This window comes from Thiospirochaeta perfilievii, from assembly GCF_008329945.1.
In the GTDB taxonomy this organism is placed as follows: Bacteria; Spirochaetota; Spirochaetia; order DSM-2461; family DSM-2461; genus Thiospirochaeta; species Thiospirochaeta perfilievii.
Genome location: NZ_CP035807.1, coordinates 842,226 through 857,641, shown reverse-complemented (window position 1 = coordinate 857,641; position 15,416 = coordinate 842,226). Strand labels below are relative to the sequence as shown.

Annotated in this window: 10 protein-coding genes; 8 read left to right on the top strand and 2 right to left on the bottom strand. The window is 31.4% G+C overall.

Translation table 11 applies throughout. From position 1 onward, the window contains the following. Window positions 1-25 precede the first annotated feature (25 nt). Entirely contained in the window at window positions 26-1,969 is a 1,944-nt protein-coding gene (locus EW093_RS03920) for a sensor histidine kinase (protein WP_149567139.1), read from the bottom strand. A 132-nt stretch (window positions 1,970-2,101) separates the two neighbouring features. Here EW093_RS03920 and EW093_RS03915 point away from each other — a divergent pair, with 132 nt between their 5' ends. The 5 genes from EW093_RS03915 to EW093_RS03895 all read left to right on the top strand — a co-directional run bounded on the left by EW093_RS03915 (window position 2,102) and on the right by EW093_RS03895 (window position 8,899). After that, entirely contained in the window at window positions 2,102-3,094 is a 993-nt protein-coding gene (locus EW093_RS03915) for an aldo/keto reductase (protein ID WP_149567138.1), read from the top strand. Beyond that, the gene (locus EW093_RS03910) at window positions 3,091-3,783 is read left to right on the top strand and encodes a response regulator transcription factor (protein ID WP_149567137.1); all 693 of its coding nucleotides are present in this window, start codon (window positions 3,091-3,093) and stop codon (window positions 3,781-3,783) included. Before EW093_RS03915 ends, EW093_RS03910 begins: the two co-directional genes overlap by 4 nt. Next, window positions 3,755-5,221, top strand: coding sequence for a sensor histidine kinase (locus EW093_RS03905; RefSeq protein ID WP_187759819.1), 1,467 nt, complete (start codon window positions 3,755-3,757; stop codon window positions 5,219-5,221). Before EW093_RS03910 ends, EW093_RS03905 begins: the two co-directional genes overlap by 29 nt. Window positions 5,222-5,308: 87 nt before the next feature. Further along, window positions 5,309-6,376: a hypothetical protein gene (locus EW093_RS03900; protein WP_223111646.1), complete on the top strand. Its 1,068-nt coding sequence runs from the start codon at window positions 5,309-5,311 to the stop codon at window positions 6,374-6,376. A gap of 303 nt (window positions 6,377-6,679) precedes the next feature. Then, on the top strand, window positions 6,680-8,899 hold the full coding sequence (locus EW093_RS03895; RefSeq protein ID WP_149567135.1) for an MFS transporter: 2,220 nt from the start codon (window positions 6,680-6,682) through the stop codon (window positions 8,897-8,899). Window positions 8,900-8,906: 7 nt separating this feature from the next. Here the strand turns inward: EW093_RS03895 and EW093_RS03890 are convergent, their stop codons facing one another. Continuing rightward, complete coding sequence (locus EW093_RS03890) at window positions 8,907-9,785, bottom strand: helix-turn-helix domain-containing protein (protein WP_149567134.1); 879 nt, start codon at window positions 9,783-9,785, stop codon at window positions 8,907-8,909. A 100-nt stretch (window positions 9,786-9,885) separates the two neighbouring features. Between EW093_RS03890 and EW093_RS03885 the strand changes: the two genes are divergently transcribed. The 3 genes from EW093_RS03885 to EW093_RS03875 are packed head-to-tail and all read left to right on the top strand — an operon-like array spanning window position 9,886 to window position 15,394. Further along, the gene (locus EW093_RS03885; RefSeq protein ID WP_149567133.1) at window positions 9,886-10,974 is read left to right on the top strand and encodes an efflux RND transporter periplasmic adaptor subunit; all 1,089 of its coding nucleotides are present in this window, start codon (window positions 9,886-9,888) and stop codon (window positions 10,972-10,974) included. After that, the gene (locus EW093_RS03880; RefSeq protein WP_149567132.1) at window positions 10,971-14,030 is read left to right on the top strand and encodes an efflux RND transporter permease subunit; all 3,060 of its coding nucleotides are present in this window, start codon (window positions 10,971-10,973) and stop codon (window positions 14,028-14,030) included. Before EW093_RS03885 ends, EW093_RS03880 begins: the two co-directional genes overlap by 4 nt. Beyond that, entirely contained in the window at window positions 14,027-15,394 is a 1,368-nt protein-coding gene (locus EW093_RS03875; RefSeq protein ID WP_149567131.1) for a TolC family protein, read from the top strand. The genes EW093_RS03880 and EW093_RS03875 overlap by 4 nt, the downstream gene beginning before the upstream one ends. Window positions 15,395-15,416 lie beyond the last annotated feature (22 nt).

The window sequence follows — 15,416 nt, the reverse complement described above, 5'->3', positions numbered from 1 at the left end:
ATATTTGCTTATTACAAATATAAATTTATTTATTAACAGAAAGTTTAATATAGAATATTGTATAGTCATTTTCATTAACACACTTTATTGAACCTTTTAATTTATTTACAACTAGATTGTATACTATGTTTAATCCTAATCCTAAATTACCATTTGATTTCTTAGTAGAGAAGAAAGGTTCAAAAATCCTACCTATAACATCTTTAGATATACCGTGTCCACTATCGTAGTATTTAATATTAATAATATCCTTATCTCTATTTATAATTATATTTATACTTCCATACATAAGATCTTTAAGACCGTGCTCAAGGGAGTTTCTAATAAGATTTGTAAATATTGTAATTAATATTTCTGGAGAAGTATCTAGATAAATAGTATCTGGGCAGAAGATGTTTATATCGAAGTTAAACCCTTTAATAGGAGATATTATTCTATTTACTACTCCATGAACTAATTCGGATAGGTTGACTCTATCTTTCTTATCTTCTATTTCATCAACGGCTACCTGTTTAAAAACAGTAATAATATCTGCTGCTTTATTAAGGTTCGAATTTATTAAATCCAACGCTTCCTTGGATTCTAATAGGTAATCCATTAAGGAACTCTTTTTTAATTGGTTTAAAGAAAACTCCTTATGTAACTTTAAAGATTTAGATCGTAAATGGGTAACGGATGTTATACCAATTCCTATTGGTGTATTAAGTTTATGAGCTACGCCAGCTACTAAACTACCTAGGTATGCCATTTTTTTAGACTCAACTAACTCATCCTGGGTATTTTTTAACTCAATTATATTCTCCTGTAGTTCCTCTGTTCGCTCTAAAACCACCTCTTCTAAGTGGGCTTTATAGTTATTAAGTTCACTCTCAGCCCTTTTAGATTTTAAAAAGGCATAACTTATTATTAATAATGATAATAAAAGAATAACTACAATTGTTATAATAATATTTATTATATAACCGTACTTATTGTAGAAGGTATCAGGTTTGTTTATTAACTCAATCTGAGAGTTCTGTGGGATATCCATGGCATATCTATTAAGGAGATTATAATCTAAAATTGTTTTTGTTGGAGTTCTATACTCTATAGGTATTGAATTTATATCCTTACCCCCTAAAATCTCTAGTGCTTTTTGGGCTACAAACTCTCCCTGGGAGGAGCCGGTAACCAGTACTCCTCCAATAATACCGTTATTTAAGTTAAAGTCCCATGTTCCATATATTGGATTTATAGATACCTTATAGATCTCAGATAGAATGTTTTCATAATAGTCATTATTTTTATCTGTGTAGAATAGTGTAAAAAGTATTACTGTATCCTTTCCACTACTCTCTACTAAATTAATAAGTTCATCTCCAGTTAAGTTATAATCTAATTTTATTGAGAGTTCAGGGTAGAGGGGTATTACTTCATTAATACCTTTTTGTAATCTTTGTCCTGTTGTTGTATTATCAGTAATAATAGATATTTTCTCTATTTTAGGGTGAAGTTTTTTAATTAAGTCCAAGCTTCCTATAATATCTATCTCTTCGTTAATACCAGTAATATCACGGTATTTTGAGGCTTTGTCAGCTAAAAGATTATTCACTCCACAAAAGATAATAGGTTTGTTTTTAAATATCTCTGCTCTATTTTCTATAACAAAGTTAAATGCATTATCATCAGAGGTCAAAATTAAATCATAATTGTGCCTACCTACTTTATACTTTAGTAAATCTGCTAATTTTAACTGATACTCCCTATCCCATCCCCTTTTTGAATCCATAAATTCTATATGCAACTCGATTTCATAGGGTGATAAACCCTTAATTACTTCATGGGTAATATCATCAGTCCATCTAAAACCTTTATGGTATGAGTTTAATAATAAAACACTTTTATTGGATAGATCTTTAGTAATAAAAGATTGGGAGTAAAGGGATGAGTTCATTAGTATAAATAGTAAAAAGAGAATTTTAAACCTCATATATACATCATAATATAATAATTAGCAAATGAGTTATTATTTTTTATTTAGTGTTAAAAATGTAGAAGATTTTACAATAAATTAGTAAATTTTCCCATATCCCATAATAGAATTGGGTGTTACTATTTTTAAATGGAATATATAGCGGATAAAGATAGATATAATAGTATGGAGTATAAAAGGTGTGGGTCTTCTGGTATTTTATTACCTAAGATATCACTAGGATTATGGCATAATTTTAGTGACTCAACTGTTTTTGAAAATAGTCGTGATATGGCTAGAGTCTCTTTTGATTTAGGAATCACCCACTTTGATCTTGCAAATAACTATGGACCGCCCCCTGGAAGTGCAGAGGAGAACTTTGGATTAATACTTAAAAAGGATTTGAAACCATATAGAGATGAACTTATAATATCTACAAAGGCTGGGTACGATATGTGGCCAGGTCCCTATGGTAATTGGGGTTCTAGAAAATATCTTATTTCTAGCTGTGATCAGAGTTTAAAAAGATTGGGCTTAGATTATGTTGATGTATTTTATCACCATAGACCAGATCCAGATACCCCACTATTAGAGACTATGACTGCTTTAGACTATATAGTAAGGTCAGGTAGGGCAATGTATATTGGGCTTTCAAACTACTACTTGCCAGAAAAAGCAAAGGAAGCTTTTGCAATCCTAAAAGATTTAGGAACTCCATGTTTACTTCACCAAGTTAAATACAATATGTTTGATAGAAGAGTTGAAAATGGACTATTAGATCTACATGATAGTGAGAATATTGGGGTTGTAACCTTCTCTCCCCTAGAAAAAGGGATATTAACTAATAAGTATTTAAATGGTATCCCAAATGACTCTAGGGCAAAAAAGGATGGTAGGTTCTTAAAACCAGATGATATTACAGATGATGTAGTTAGTAGAGTCCTAAAACTGAACAGTATTGCACAGAGCAGGGGACAAACACTTGCCCAAATGTCCTTATCTTGGAATTTAAGACACAAATCCGTTAGTTCTGTAATAATTGGAGCAAGTAGATCAAGTCAGATTAAAGATTGTATTGGTGCATTAGAAAACAGTGAGTTCTCTAAAGATGAGTTGGATCTAATTGATAAAATTGTAAAATGACTAAAAAACATATAGCTATTATTGATGATGAAATTAGTATTCAAAAAACACTTAGCGTAGCCTTAGAAGCCCAAGGTTATACTACAACTATATATAATTCCAGCTCTGAAGCACTGGGGAAGATTAAGGTAGATCCTCCAGATTTGATAATTTTAGATATAATGATGCCAGGAGTTGATGGAATAACATTTTGCTCTATTTTCAGAAAGATGGAGTACAATATCCCTATTATTTTTATTTCCTCTATTGTAGATGAAATTACAAAAATTGAAGCTTTAGAGAGGGGAGGTGATGATTATTTAGCAAAACCCTTCTCTATTAAAGAGTTACTAGTTAGAGTCGCTGTTTGCTTAAGAAGAGTTGATCTTTATCAAACCACTTCTAAAAGGTTTAAAAGTAACCTTAGTGGTTTTTTCATTGATGATGGAGCGTATCAAATTTTTTTTAATGGAAGTTTAATTAATATGTCTGTTACAGAGTTTCGAATTTTTAAAACACTATTTGAAAGCCCTAATATTGTCTTTTCTAGGGATGAGTTAATGGCGCAGGCTTATCCTGAGGATACCTACATCTCTGATAGGAATGTTGATACACATATTACAAGAATTAGAAAGAAAATTATTAACATCTATAGTGACTTTAAAGGAATTGAATCAGTTTATGGCCTTGGATATAGATATAAAAAATAAGCTTAAGAGGATTATTTATAGTAGAATTCTCTGGATTATAATTCTAAATGCTATATTAGTTTTTATTCCAATAAGTGGATTTCTTATTATTAAGTCTAAGGATTATAAGGCCCTAAACCTAAGGAGTTTAACTAACAGAGAATTAAGTAGAACCATTATGTACGGCCTTAAAGATAATCTTTCTATGGAATATATTACTTTTATACCAGTTATTGCCCCATATCAAAGAGTATTAGTTATAAACTCAATAAATTTAAAACCTATTTATGATACAAGGTGGTTAACAAATTACGCTATCGAATCCTTTAATTATGATCTGCCATTTACTAGGATAATTGGAGAATCTATAGGGGATGCTTCCCCACCTAAACTAAGTGATAAAGAGATTATTAATAGGATGTCAAAGTTTATAAAGAGTGGGGAAAATAGTTTTAGTATTATAGATTACCGTTTTATATACTCTCTTAGTAATTTCAGTTTAGATAATGGGGTGAAATATTCTCTAATTGTACTCTCTGATAAATTTGACCTTATAAAAAACAGTAAAATATACAAAATCTATCTTTTATTAGTATCTATCATTTCAATATTAATTTCTATAATTATTAACTTTGTCTATTATAGATTAATAATTAAACCACTTAAAGTTTTAACTAATGAAGTTAAGCTTGTAAAAAGTGAAAATAAGAGCCCAAAAGATATATTTTCAATGAGGAATAGAGTTGATGAGATAGGTCTTCTATCAAAAGCCTTCTATATAACATCCATGGAACTTATAGATCAGAAGGATTCTCTTAGAACATTTAGTAGTGATGTGCTTCATGAACTAAAAAATCCTTTAACAGGTATAAGAAATGGTATTGAGATTCTTCAAATAAATTTACAAGACGATGCAATAAGTAGTTCCATGTTATCCCTATTATCAAAGGAGTCAGGAAGATTAGAAAAGTTATTATTTGATATTAGAGAGTATAGTCTCTATGATAGAGTGGATAACTTATCTAAATGGTGTTCCCCCAGTGAGATAATAGAAAAACTACAACCTTTATACCATAAAGCGGAAATAAAAACTTTTATTAAAACGAAAAAGAGAGTTAAACTATCCGAGCCCCAATTTATATCTATTTTAACAAATTTAATTGATAATGCATTAAGTTTTTCCCCTGAGCCTGGGAGTGTAACCATAAAATATTATACAGATGGGGATTCACCATCTCTTTTAATAAAGGATTTAGGTCCGGGGATACCCCAAGAAGAAAAGTGTAAAATATTTAGAAGATTTTATTCAAATCGGCTAATAGTAGATGGAGAAAAACTACATTCAGGTCTAGGGTTATCTATTGTTAAAAATATATTACAGAGTAATAATCACACTATTAAATGTATGGATAATAAACCTAAAGGTACTATCTTTATAGTGAAATTTAGCAATATGTAGTGTCATAAAATTGTCACAATTTAACTATGTTTATGTAAATATTTTTCTCTTTGTTTATGAAATAATATAAAAATAAAGGAGATTAAGATGAATAAATTTTTTTTAAAAAACAATTTTCTACTAACAATTTTAGTAGTAGCAATTAACTTTAATGTTAGTGCTCAGTGGGATAATCCAAGTGAAAGATATATGGATGCATATAAAAAATATGAGGATATAAAGGGTCCTATTAGGGAGGATGAAATTAAACATTTTGTCTACTTTTCCAGGGATAGGGATGCAATAGTTAATCATCCATTTTTAGAAAATTTCAGGTTTGAAGGGGCTCAAATTATGTACTCTTGGGTACAATTAGAACCGTCAAAGGGTGTATATGATTTTTCAGCCGTTTTGGAAGATTATACTTATTTAAAAAACAAGGGTAAGAAACTATTTATTCAGATACAAGATGCAACTTTTAACCCTAAAAACCACTCTGTTCCTGAATATTTACGAACAGATGATTATAATGGAGGGGAGATTTACCAGAGAGAAGATAATGGTGAAGTTTTTGGTTGGGCTGCAAAACGTTGGAATACAAATGTACAAATAAGGTTTGCCCTATTACTTAATGCACTAGGTAAAGAGTTTGATGGTAAAATTGAAGGAATAAATTTACAGGAGACAGCTGTAGGCATAACAAAAGAGTATGATAAGACATTTTCTCCAACCTTATATAATAGTTCTATAAAGATAAATATGTTGGCATTAAAAAAAGCTTTTCCAAATTCAACCACTATGGTATATGCAAATTTTATGCCTGGAGAGTGGTTACCCTGGGAGGACAATGGTTATTTAAAATCTATATATCAATATGGAGAAAAAATTGGGGTTGGTCTTGGGGCTCCTGATTTAATGGTTCGCAGAAAGGGGCAATTAAATCATGCCTTAGCTATGATGCATGAAAATTGCTACTCTGTACCCCTAGGTATTGCTGTACAAGATGGAAACTATATTGGGCAAACAAATTCTGTTTTAGTAAAAGATAAGAGAAAAAACATAGTTCCACTACTCCATGGTTTTGCTAAGGATTTTTTAAAAGTAAATTATATGTTTTGGGTCAATCAAGAACCCTATTTTGAAGAAGACGTATTATCTAGTTTCATTTCTAATTGATTTATCAAAAAAAAAGCACAGAGCCCTTAATGACTACCTGTGCTTTACAGTGATTTTTTCACCATAATTCCTGTAAGGAACTATCATTTATAATTTATTGTCGAAAAATTTAACTTAATAATTTGGTGGTTCACCCTTACTATTCATATTTTAAAACCTCCTAGAAATTCGGATAAATTGTTCTATGAACATATTTATAATATAATCCTCTATTATAAATAGCGCAAACAATTTTATATAAAATCTTTAATAAAATTAAAAATAACCTTATTATATTTTAATACAGTACAATTAGGTTGTTACATGGAATATAATAATTTTCTATCAAGAAAAGAGAAGGAAATAGGCCAAAAAAGTTATATTAAATATACTTTTATAAATGGTCTAAGTTACAGTTTTTTAGCAGAAACAATTATATATCTAATGGCATTAAATTTTGGTGCAAGTAATATGCAATTAGGTTATATTTCATCCGCAGTATATTTAACAGGGATAGTAGTATTTTTTGTTCCTATTTTATTCCCAAATACAAGAATTATAAAATTATTCTTTATTGCCTGGTTACTTAGAGGTGGTATTACTATCTTTTATGGATTAACACCCTTTTTACCAAATAGGATATCTGTTTATGTAATTATTGTAGTATACACTCTCTACTGTCTGTTTAGAAATATAGCTTACCCATTAAATCATGTAATTCAGAGTTGTATAACAAAACCAACAAACAGAGGTGATTATACATCCCTAATCATTATAATCTTATACTCCTCTATGATGTTATCAAGGTTTATTAGTTTTTCAGCATTAACATTTTTTAAAAGCAATGAACTACTAGGAATTTTGTCCCTTTTATTACTGGGTTTTATATTAAATACCTTTGCATCTTTTGCAATAATAAAAGTTCCAATTAGGGAGTCTATTCCAAAAAGAAGCCTTAGAGAGGCTTTTTTTACATTTAGGTTATACTTAAAACAAAAACAGACATTTTTGATTATTTTATTATATTGTGGGGGAATGTCCCTTTTTGTCCTGTTTAACTTCTCCATCCCATTCCTTAAAAAAGAGGTTAATATAAATTCAAATATTATATTTATATACACTATGATAAACTTCCTAGGGGTTATCTTTGCTAGTAGGACGGCTAGACCTTTTTTAGATCGCTTTGGAAGTAAACCCTTATTAATACCTGTTAACTTAATAATAATTATTATATCTATAGTCTGGAGTATCTCAAAACCTACAACAAATCCCATCCTCTTTTTTGTTTTAGGTATTATCTCAATGTATTTTATAGGTATGATTCGTCTACTTTTAGATCGTTTAATAATAAACTCAATACCCGAGGGAGATCGAATCGGTTTTACATCCTCTTTGGCTGTTGTCTTCTCTTTTATATCCTTAATTATTGGAATTCTAGGTGGTTTTTTAGCAGATCTTCCTACAGTGCTAAGTTTAGAACTAAATAATGAGTATAGTTTGAGTTTTTTATTAATGGCATTTTTAGCTACTTTTAATTTTATTATATCTTTTTTTATTGGAGAGAAGGGTTGTTTAACAGCATTTGAGTTTTTATTAACTCTAATAAGTCCAAAAAATAGAAAGACTATTCATAATTTAGATAAGTTAAATAGAACAAGTGACAAAGTAAAAAAACAACTTATTTTAGTTGAATTAGAGTCGGATGATACAATGTTAGCAACCGAGGAGATACAAAAAAGGTTAAAGTTGTCCAACCTTAAGGATAAGGAGATGGTAATCAGATCTCTTTTCTCTTATCCAAGGTATGAGCTTCTAGATGAGATTATAGAGGAGGCCCAGGATAAGCTATCATGGTGGAGACAGAGTGCTATTTTTGCCCTAGGTGCCTATGATGATGAGAGATCTAAAACTGTTTTAAGGAAAATTTTTAAAGAGAAGTATCCCTATGTAAAATCTATTGCTGCAAAATCCTTAGCAAGGGTAAATGACTTTAGCTTTCATAGGGAGATTATTGATATGTTAAAGCTTAAAAATTTGGATGTAAGAACCTATATTAACCTTATTATTGCAATTAGTTTAATAGAGAATAATGGTAATTACTGGAGTAGTATTTTTCTACTTATTAAAGAGAAGGCTAGTTTTAGATTCCAACAGACTCTAATTAATATTGGCTGTACAAGGTTAAATTTTACACCACCAATAGATGAATTCTTTTATGATTTAAATATCGATATAGAGTCTGGGTTTAACACTATTTTAGAGGAGTTGTATGACATAAAGGTTACAGATAAAGAGCTTGCAGAACTCCATTGTTATCTATCTGAAAAGAATTATTATAAAATTTGGTCCTGGTCTTCAAAACGGTGTAGAGAGTTTAAGTTATTAGAACCATTTGAACCTCTTAGGTTAGAGATAATACACTTTAGAAAGAGAGATATCTCTCCTACTATGGCAATTGCAAGTCTATATTTTACTATACAGTTAGAGAATCAGCATAGGATACAACAGAGTGAACACCATATAAGTGGCAGGAGAGACTTTTAAAACTTCCTTAGTTAGCTAGATTATTAACAGTATCTACTATCCCTTGCAGGTTATTTATAACAAAATCTGCCCTAGTTACTTTTTCTGCTCTTCTATCCTTCTCATAAGCTGGACCTCCAACTATTATTTTACAGTTATCTAGGGATTTATCTAATCGAATACCATAGATTATATTATTAGCTGAATCTATAGATGAGGGCATTGTTGATGATAGTATTAAAAAATCTATACTATTTTTCTTACAAAGTTCAATTATATCCTTTGTTGGAGTATTTACACCTAAGAACCATGTGGGATATCCCTCTCTCTTTAATATTTCAGAAACTATTCTTATGGATATTCGGTGTAACTCTCCTCCAGGAGTCGCACAAACACATCTTATGTTTTTTAGCTCTTTTGTTTTTGATCTATAAGTTAAAATAACTATTGTTCTCTCTAACTCCTCTGAAATTAAATGCTCTTTGGCCACATCTATAATGGAGCACTCCCATAACTCTCCAGTGTGTTTTAAGAGGGGGAGGAAAATACTATTAAAAATTTCAATAATATCTATCCCACTGTCTTGGGCATTTAAAATTAGCTTTAGAGCTTCCGGGAATTTATTTGAAAGAATTAGTTTTTTATATTTAGTAAACAGGGAACTTATTTCAACTCTATTTTTAATATCAGTACCCTCTGTTTTAATATTCATTAGATAGTCTAAAGATGTATTAAAATATTTTGTTATCTGCCTTAGAGTCTTCTCATCAGGGAATCTAGTACCTTGTTCATAGTTTGCAATAGCAGATTGACCTAGGCCTAGTTCTTTAGCTACCTCTTTTTGTGTAAGCTTTTTACTCTTTCTTAGGGTCTTAAATCTTTCCCCAAAGCTACTTTTACTTTCCATACTCTTATTTTAACACATTAAGTGATATTTATCAATCTAATAGGTTTACTAATCACGGATTGTGTATTATTCTTTATCTATAGAATAAAAGGAGTAGTAAATGTTAAAGAAAATGATATTAAATATAATAATCCTTACTGTAGCCTTTTCCTGTTCAAAGGAAGTAGATGATTTATCTTCGGCAACATGGGATATGGATAAAAGTGATACAGTTGTCGCCGTTGAATCTTTAAACCTAACAAAGGGAGTATTATACCCAACTGTTACATCCTCTGGTTTAATTTCAGGTATAAAAGAGGCATATATTATCTCTGAAACCAGGGGTATAATTGAGAGTGTAGATTTTGAAATTGGGGAAGAGGTAGACACAACAGAAGTTCTAGTTAATGTAGATAATTCTATTGCAAAGCTGTCCCTAGAACAGGCTAAGGAGCAGTTTGAAAATGCCGATTTAGACTTAGTAAGTACAGAGAAGTTTTATAAAAAAGGTTCTGCATCCCTTTCGGATTTAACTAGAGCTAGAAGTTCTGCCAATGGAGCAAAAGTTCTCTATGAAACAGCTCTAAAAACAGTAGAGGATGCATCTATAAAATCTCCAATCTTTGGTGCAGTAGCATGGAAGGATAGTGGTGTTACCCAGGGAAACTTTCTTAATCAAGGTCAAAAAATTGCTAAGATTGTAGATCTTTCAAAAATTAGAGTAGAGGTCTCTTTAGGGGAGAGACAGATAGGATTAATTAAACTTAATAGTAAGGTAAATATAAAGCTTGTCTCTATAAAAAATAGTCAACCTCTTATTGGAAATGTTGTTGCAATAGCGGCAGGTAGTGATGCATCAACTGGTAGTTACAAAGTTATTGTAGAGGCAGATAATAGTCAAAAGGATGTAATTAGAGCAGGGATGAGTTGCTCTGTCACAATTGAAACAAACGATACAAATGCTCTTTATATTGTTCCTACAGACTCCATTGTAGTGCGAGAGGGGAAAGAGTATATTTTTGTAGAAAATAATGGAGTAGCTGAACCAAGGGAGATAATAAAGGGTGAGGTGGTTGGAAGTAGAACATCAATTGATCCTAAAACCCAGCTAAGTGAGAATGAAACTATAATTATTAGCGGACTTAATAGTATTAAACCTGGAATTAAGGTTAATTCTACTATAATTGGAAGTAGTGGAGAGTGGTTATGAGTATAGGTAAATTTTCTGTAAGAAACCCAGTTCTTATAAATATAGCAATTGTTACAATTCTTGTATTAGGTTTTTTAAGCCTAAATAAACTCCCTAGGGAGCAGTTTTCCGAGGTCCCTTTTTTTTGGGTAAATGTAATTGTTCCATACCCTGGAGTATCAGCTGAAGATATTGAAAAAAGTGTTACCATACCTGTAGAGAATGAGCTTAAGTCTATTGATAAATTAAAAACAATTCAGTCTGTAAGTTCAGAGGGTTTAAGTGTTGTTAGGGTAGAGTTTGATGACGGTATATCAAATAGTGACTTTGAGTCCCTCTTTCAAGATGTTAGAACAAGATTTAGCAAGGTCCTTCTTCCGGATGGAACTCTTCCTGCTTTAATAGATGACTTCTCCTCATCGGACTTTCTCCCTGTCATAGAGGTGATAATATCTGGTGATTCCTCCTATGATGTATTAGCCAACGAGGCAACACTTTTAGAGAATAGGATAAAGAGTGTTCCTGAAGTTTCAGGTGTTGATATTATTGGGTTACGGGAGAAACAGGTTGTAATTGAGGCTAATAGGCTAAAGTTAAATAGCTTAGGTATCTCAATAAATGAAATAGTTCGTGCAGTCTCCCTACAAAATGTAAATGTTCCAGGAGGAACCCTAGAGACAGAATCCAGAGATTATCTACTTAGAACAGTAGGAGAGTTGGATAATATAGAGAATTTTAATAGGGTAATTGTAAGAAGAGGTGAGTCTAATAGTAGTGTCGTAAAAGTTAGCGATATTGCAACAGTTTTAGATACCTATGATCCAAAGGGAATTATCTCTAGGTTTAACGGAGAGACTTCTATCGCCTTAAGAGTATCTAAAATCCCACGGGGAAACTCAGTTGGTGTAATAGAGGGTGTTAAGAAAGAGATCGAAGATCTTGAAAAAAAACTGCCTGTTGGTCTTAAGATCACCCTTTCAGGGGACTCTACTATTCAAATAAAGGATAGTATTAATGTTCTATTAAACAATGCTATATTTGGTCTGATTTTATTAGTAATAATTCTACTATTTTTTGTAGGGTTTAGGAATGCTATGATTACAGCCCTTGGTATTCCTGTTACATTTGCTATAACCTTTGTGGTTTTAGAGTATTTTGGAGAGACTTTTAATACAAATACTCTATTTGGAATGGTTTTGGTTCTAGGATTAATTGTAGACCATGCTATAGTAATAACAGAGAATAGTTTTAGACTACAACATGGAGGATTAAGTAGAAAAGAGGCTGCAATCCAGGGGGTAAATCAAGTTGTTATCCCAGTTATAGCCGCAACAGGAACTACAGTAGCAGCCTTTCTTCCATTAATGATTCTACCTGGAACAATAGGTAAGTTCTTAAGAGTAATCCCATTTACAGTATCAATAGCTTTAATTGCATCTACATTTGAAGCAATAGTATTTATTCCATCCCACTATGCTGACTGGCCCCACGGGAAAAAAGAGAGTGTTGTTTTCCAGAGATTCACAAGGTTTCAGAACGGATTCAAGAGTTTAATAAAAAGTGTTTATAGTAAAAAAAAGATTGTTCTACCCATGCTTTTTCTAGTTGTTGTAGCTGCATTTAGTCTAGTCCCTCTACTTAATCAGGATCTTTTTAGTGCCGAGGATTTTACACTTTTTTATATAGATATCGAAATGTCTCCAGGAACCCCTATATCTAAAACTAATGATATAACTAAAGAGTTCGAAAAGAAGATTCTTCCATTAGTTGGTAATGGTGAGATTGTGTCAGTTATCTCATCTGTTGGTTTCTCCTCTGGAAGTAGTGGTAATACAAGCAGATCAAATGTATCCCAAATAGTGGTTGATCTATCTGAGAGAACCCAGGGTAGAACAAGATCTATAACTGATATTATGAATGAGGTTCAATGGGAAACTATAAATATACCAGGAGCTGAAAATGTTAAGTTTAGTAAGGCTACAAATGGTCCTCCCACATCTAAACCTATCTCTTTTAGACTCTTTGGGGAGAATTATGATAATCTAATTAGTGCCTCTAACTCTATTATAGGTAGACTAAGTAACTATTCTGACCTTTATAATATAGAGAACAATCTTGAGAAGGGAAGTCCTGAGTTAAGAGTTAAACTAAACGAGGATAGGGCCTCTGCACTAGGATTGGATGTTTTAACCCTAGGTTCATTTTTAAGAGATAGTGTAGAGGGTAGAACAGCAACAACATTTTTCAAGGATAACAAAGAGGTCGAAGTTATTGTTAGATATAATAATGATGAAGAGCTATCTTTAACTTATATAGATGAATTAATGATACCTTTACCAGATGGTAGATTGATACCATTCTCTTCTGTAGCAAATATTGTTCAGGGAAACGCTCTAGGTGGTATAAAACGAGTTGATGGTAAAAGGGAGGTTACAATTGAGAGTGAGGCGTACTCTAATGATAGTGTAAAGGATATAAATAGGGATATAAAAAGCTACTTTCAGGAGGAATTACAAAATAGATATCCTGAAATAGAACTTGTTGTAGGAGGGGAGTTTGCAGATTTAGGTAATCTTCTATTTCAGATTTTACGAGTATTTTTAATAGGTCTATTTTTAATATATCTTATTTTAGGAGCACAGTTTAAATCCTATATTCAACCTTTTTTAATAATTTTAACAATTCCCTTCGCTTTTGCAGGGGTTATACTCTACCTATTTATTTCTAAAACTCCATTTTCGACTACTGTTTTATATTCTGGTGTTGCACTAGCTGGTATAGCCGTTAATGACTCTATTGTTTTACTAAGCTTTATAAATGAGTTAAGGGAGAAGGGGTACAGTGTTAGAGATGCAATAATTGAATCTGCAGAGACAAGGTTAAGGCCAATACTATTAACATCTTTAACAACAATTGCAGGTCTTTTACCTACAGCTATTGGAATAGGGGGAAAGTCAGTTGTTTGGAGTCCTATGGCTGGATCAATTATTTTTGGATTGATATTCTCTACCTTAACAGCACTAATTGTAATACCACTTGTATATGGAGCTCTATTTGATAAGGAAGGAAAAAAATGAAAAAAACATATTTATTAATACTATTAGGTCTTTGTTCCATACTATTTTCCAATGAGAAAACATTAACCCCTAAGGATGTTATTCAACTTTTAGTAAAAAACAACTATACGGTTAAGGTTTCTAAATATAATAGTGATATTGCTAAATCCGTATATGAAGGTGTTTTAAGTAGTTCAAAACCTAACCTAACATTTACTACAGACACATTTTCATCACCTCTATACGGCTATTCTAATATTAATTCGGAAACCCAGACTCTATCTGGTAAGCTTCTACTAACCCAGAATATATCCACAGGAGGTAGTCTCTCGATTGGTTTAAGTGATATCTATCGTTTAACTAAATCAAGTACTGGGGATTGGGATACATCCCAGACCCCATCTTTGGAGTTTAGTCTACGTCAACCAATACTAGCTAATAACAAAATTATAGATTTTAAACTATTTAAAAGTAGTTTACGGAAATCCGAGATAAGTCATGAAATTGCAGAACTAAACGAAGTTGGTACAAGGAATCAGTTAATTATTACTGTTTTAACATCGATACAGAATATAAATATTTTAAGAAATAGTATTGATCTACTATCAAAGGGTTTAGATATAGCCCAAGAGAGAGTTGTTATGGCTAGGGATGATAGAGAGGTTGGTAGAATATCATCTTCTGATCTTCTTGCGTTAGAACTTGATGTAGCTAAGCAGGAGGAGAGTCTTTTTGATGTTAAATACAATTTAGAAATGGCCGAGATAAACTTGGAGAGATTGTTAGGTTTAGAGAGGGTAAAGGATTATACTTTTGATCTAAATATTCTAGAGGGTATAGAAACCTCAACTGTAGTTAAAGAATCCCAAAACAGTAACGAGAAAAAAGCTTTATTAGAGTTAGAGAAGCAAATTTTAAATAAAAAGTTAAATCGAATAATTGATGCGCCAACTTTAAGTGTTTATTTCAAAACTAATAGTGATTTAGATATTAACTTTGGCTTAGGAGTTAACATTAATATTTTAGATGGTGGAAGTAAAAAACAGAGTATAAATGTGGATGATACTGCTATTAAAATTGCTAGAGAGTCACTACTTGAGTCACAAAAAAATGTAAATGATAATAATAGAATATTAAACTCTAAGGTTAAGTTATTAAAGGATAAGATCTCCCTCCTTAAAAAGAATATTGAGTATGATGAAATACTTTTAGATAGGGAGAAGGAGTTATTAGAAATTGGTTCTTCTACACAGATTAATGTTAAAACAGTAGAGTTAGAGCTTCTAAATAGACAAAAAGATATTAATAACATATATGGAGAGCTCTATTTAACACTATTAGAGATAATAAATCTAAATGGAGGAAGTGTAGAGGATTACATATAAAAGAGGGGAGGGGTACTTCCCC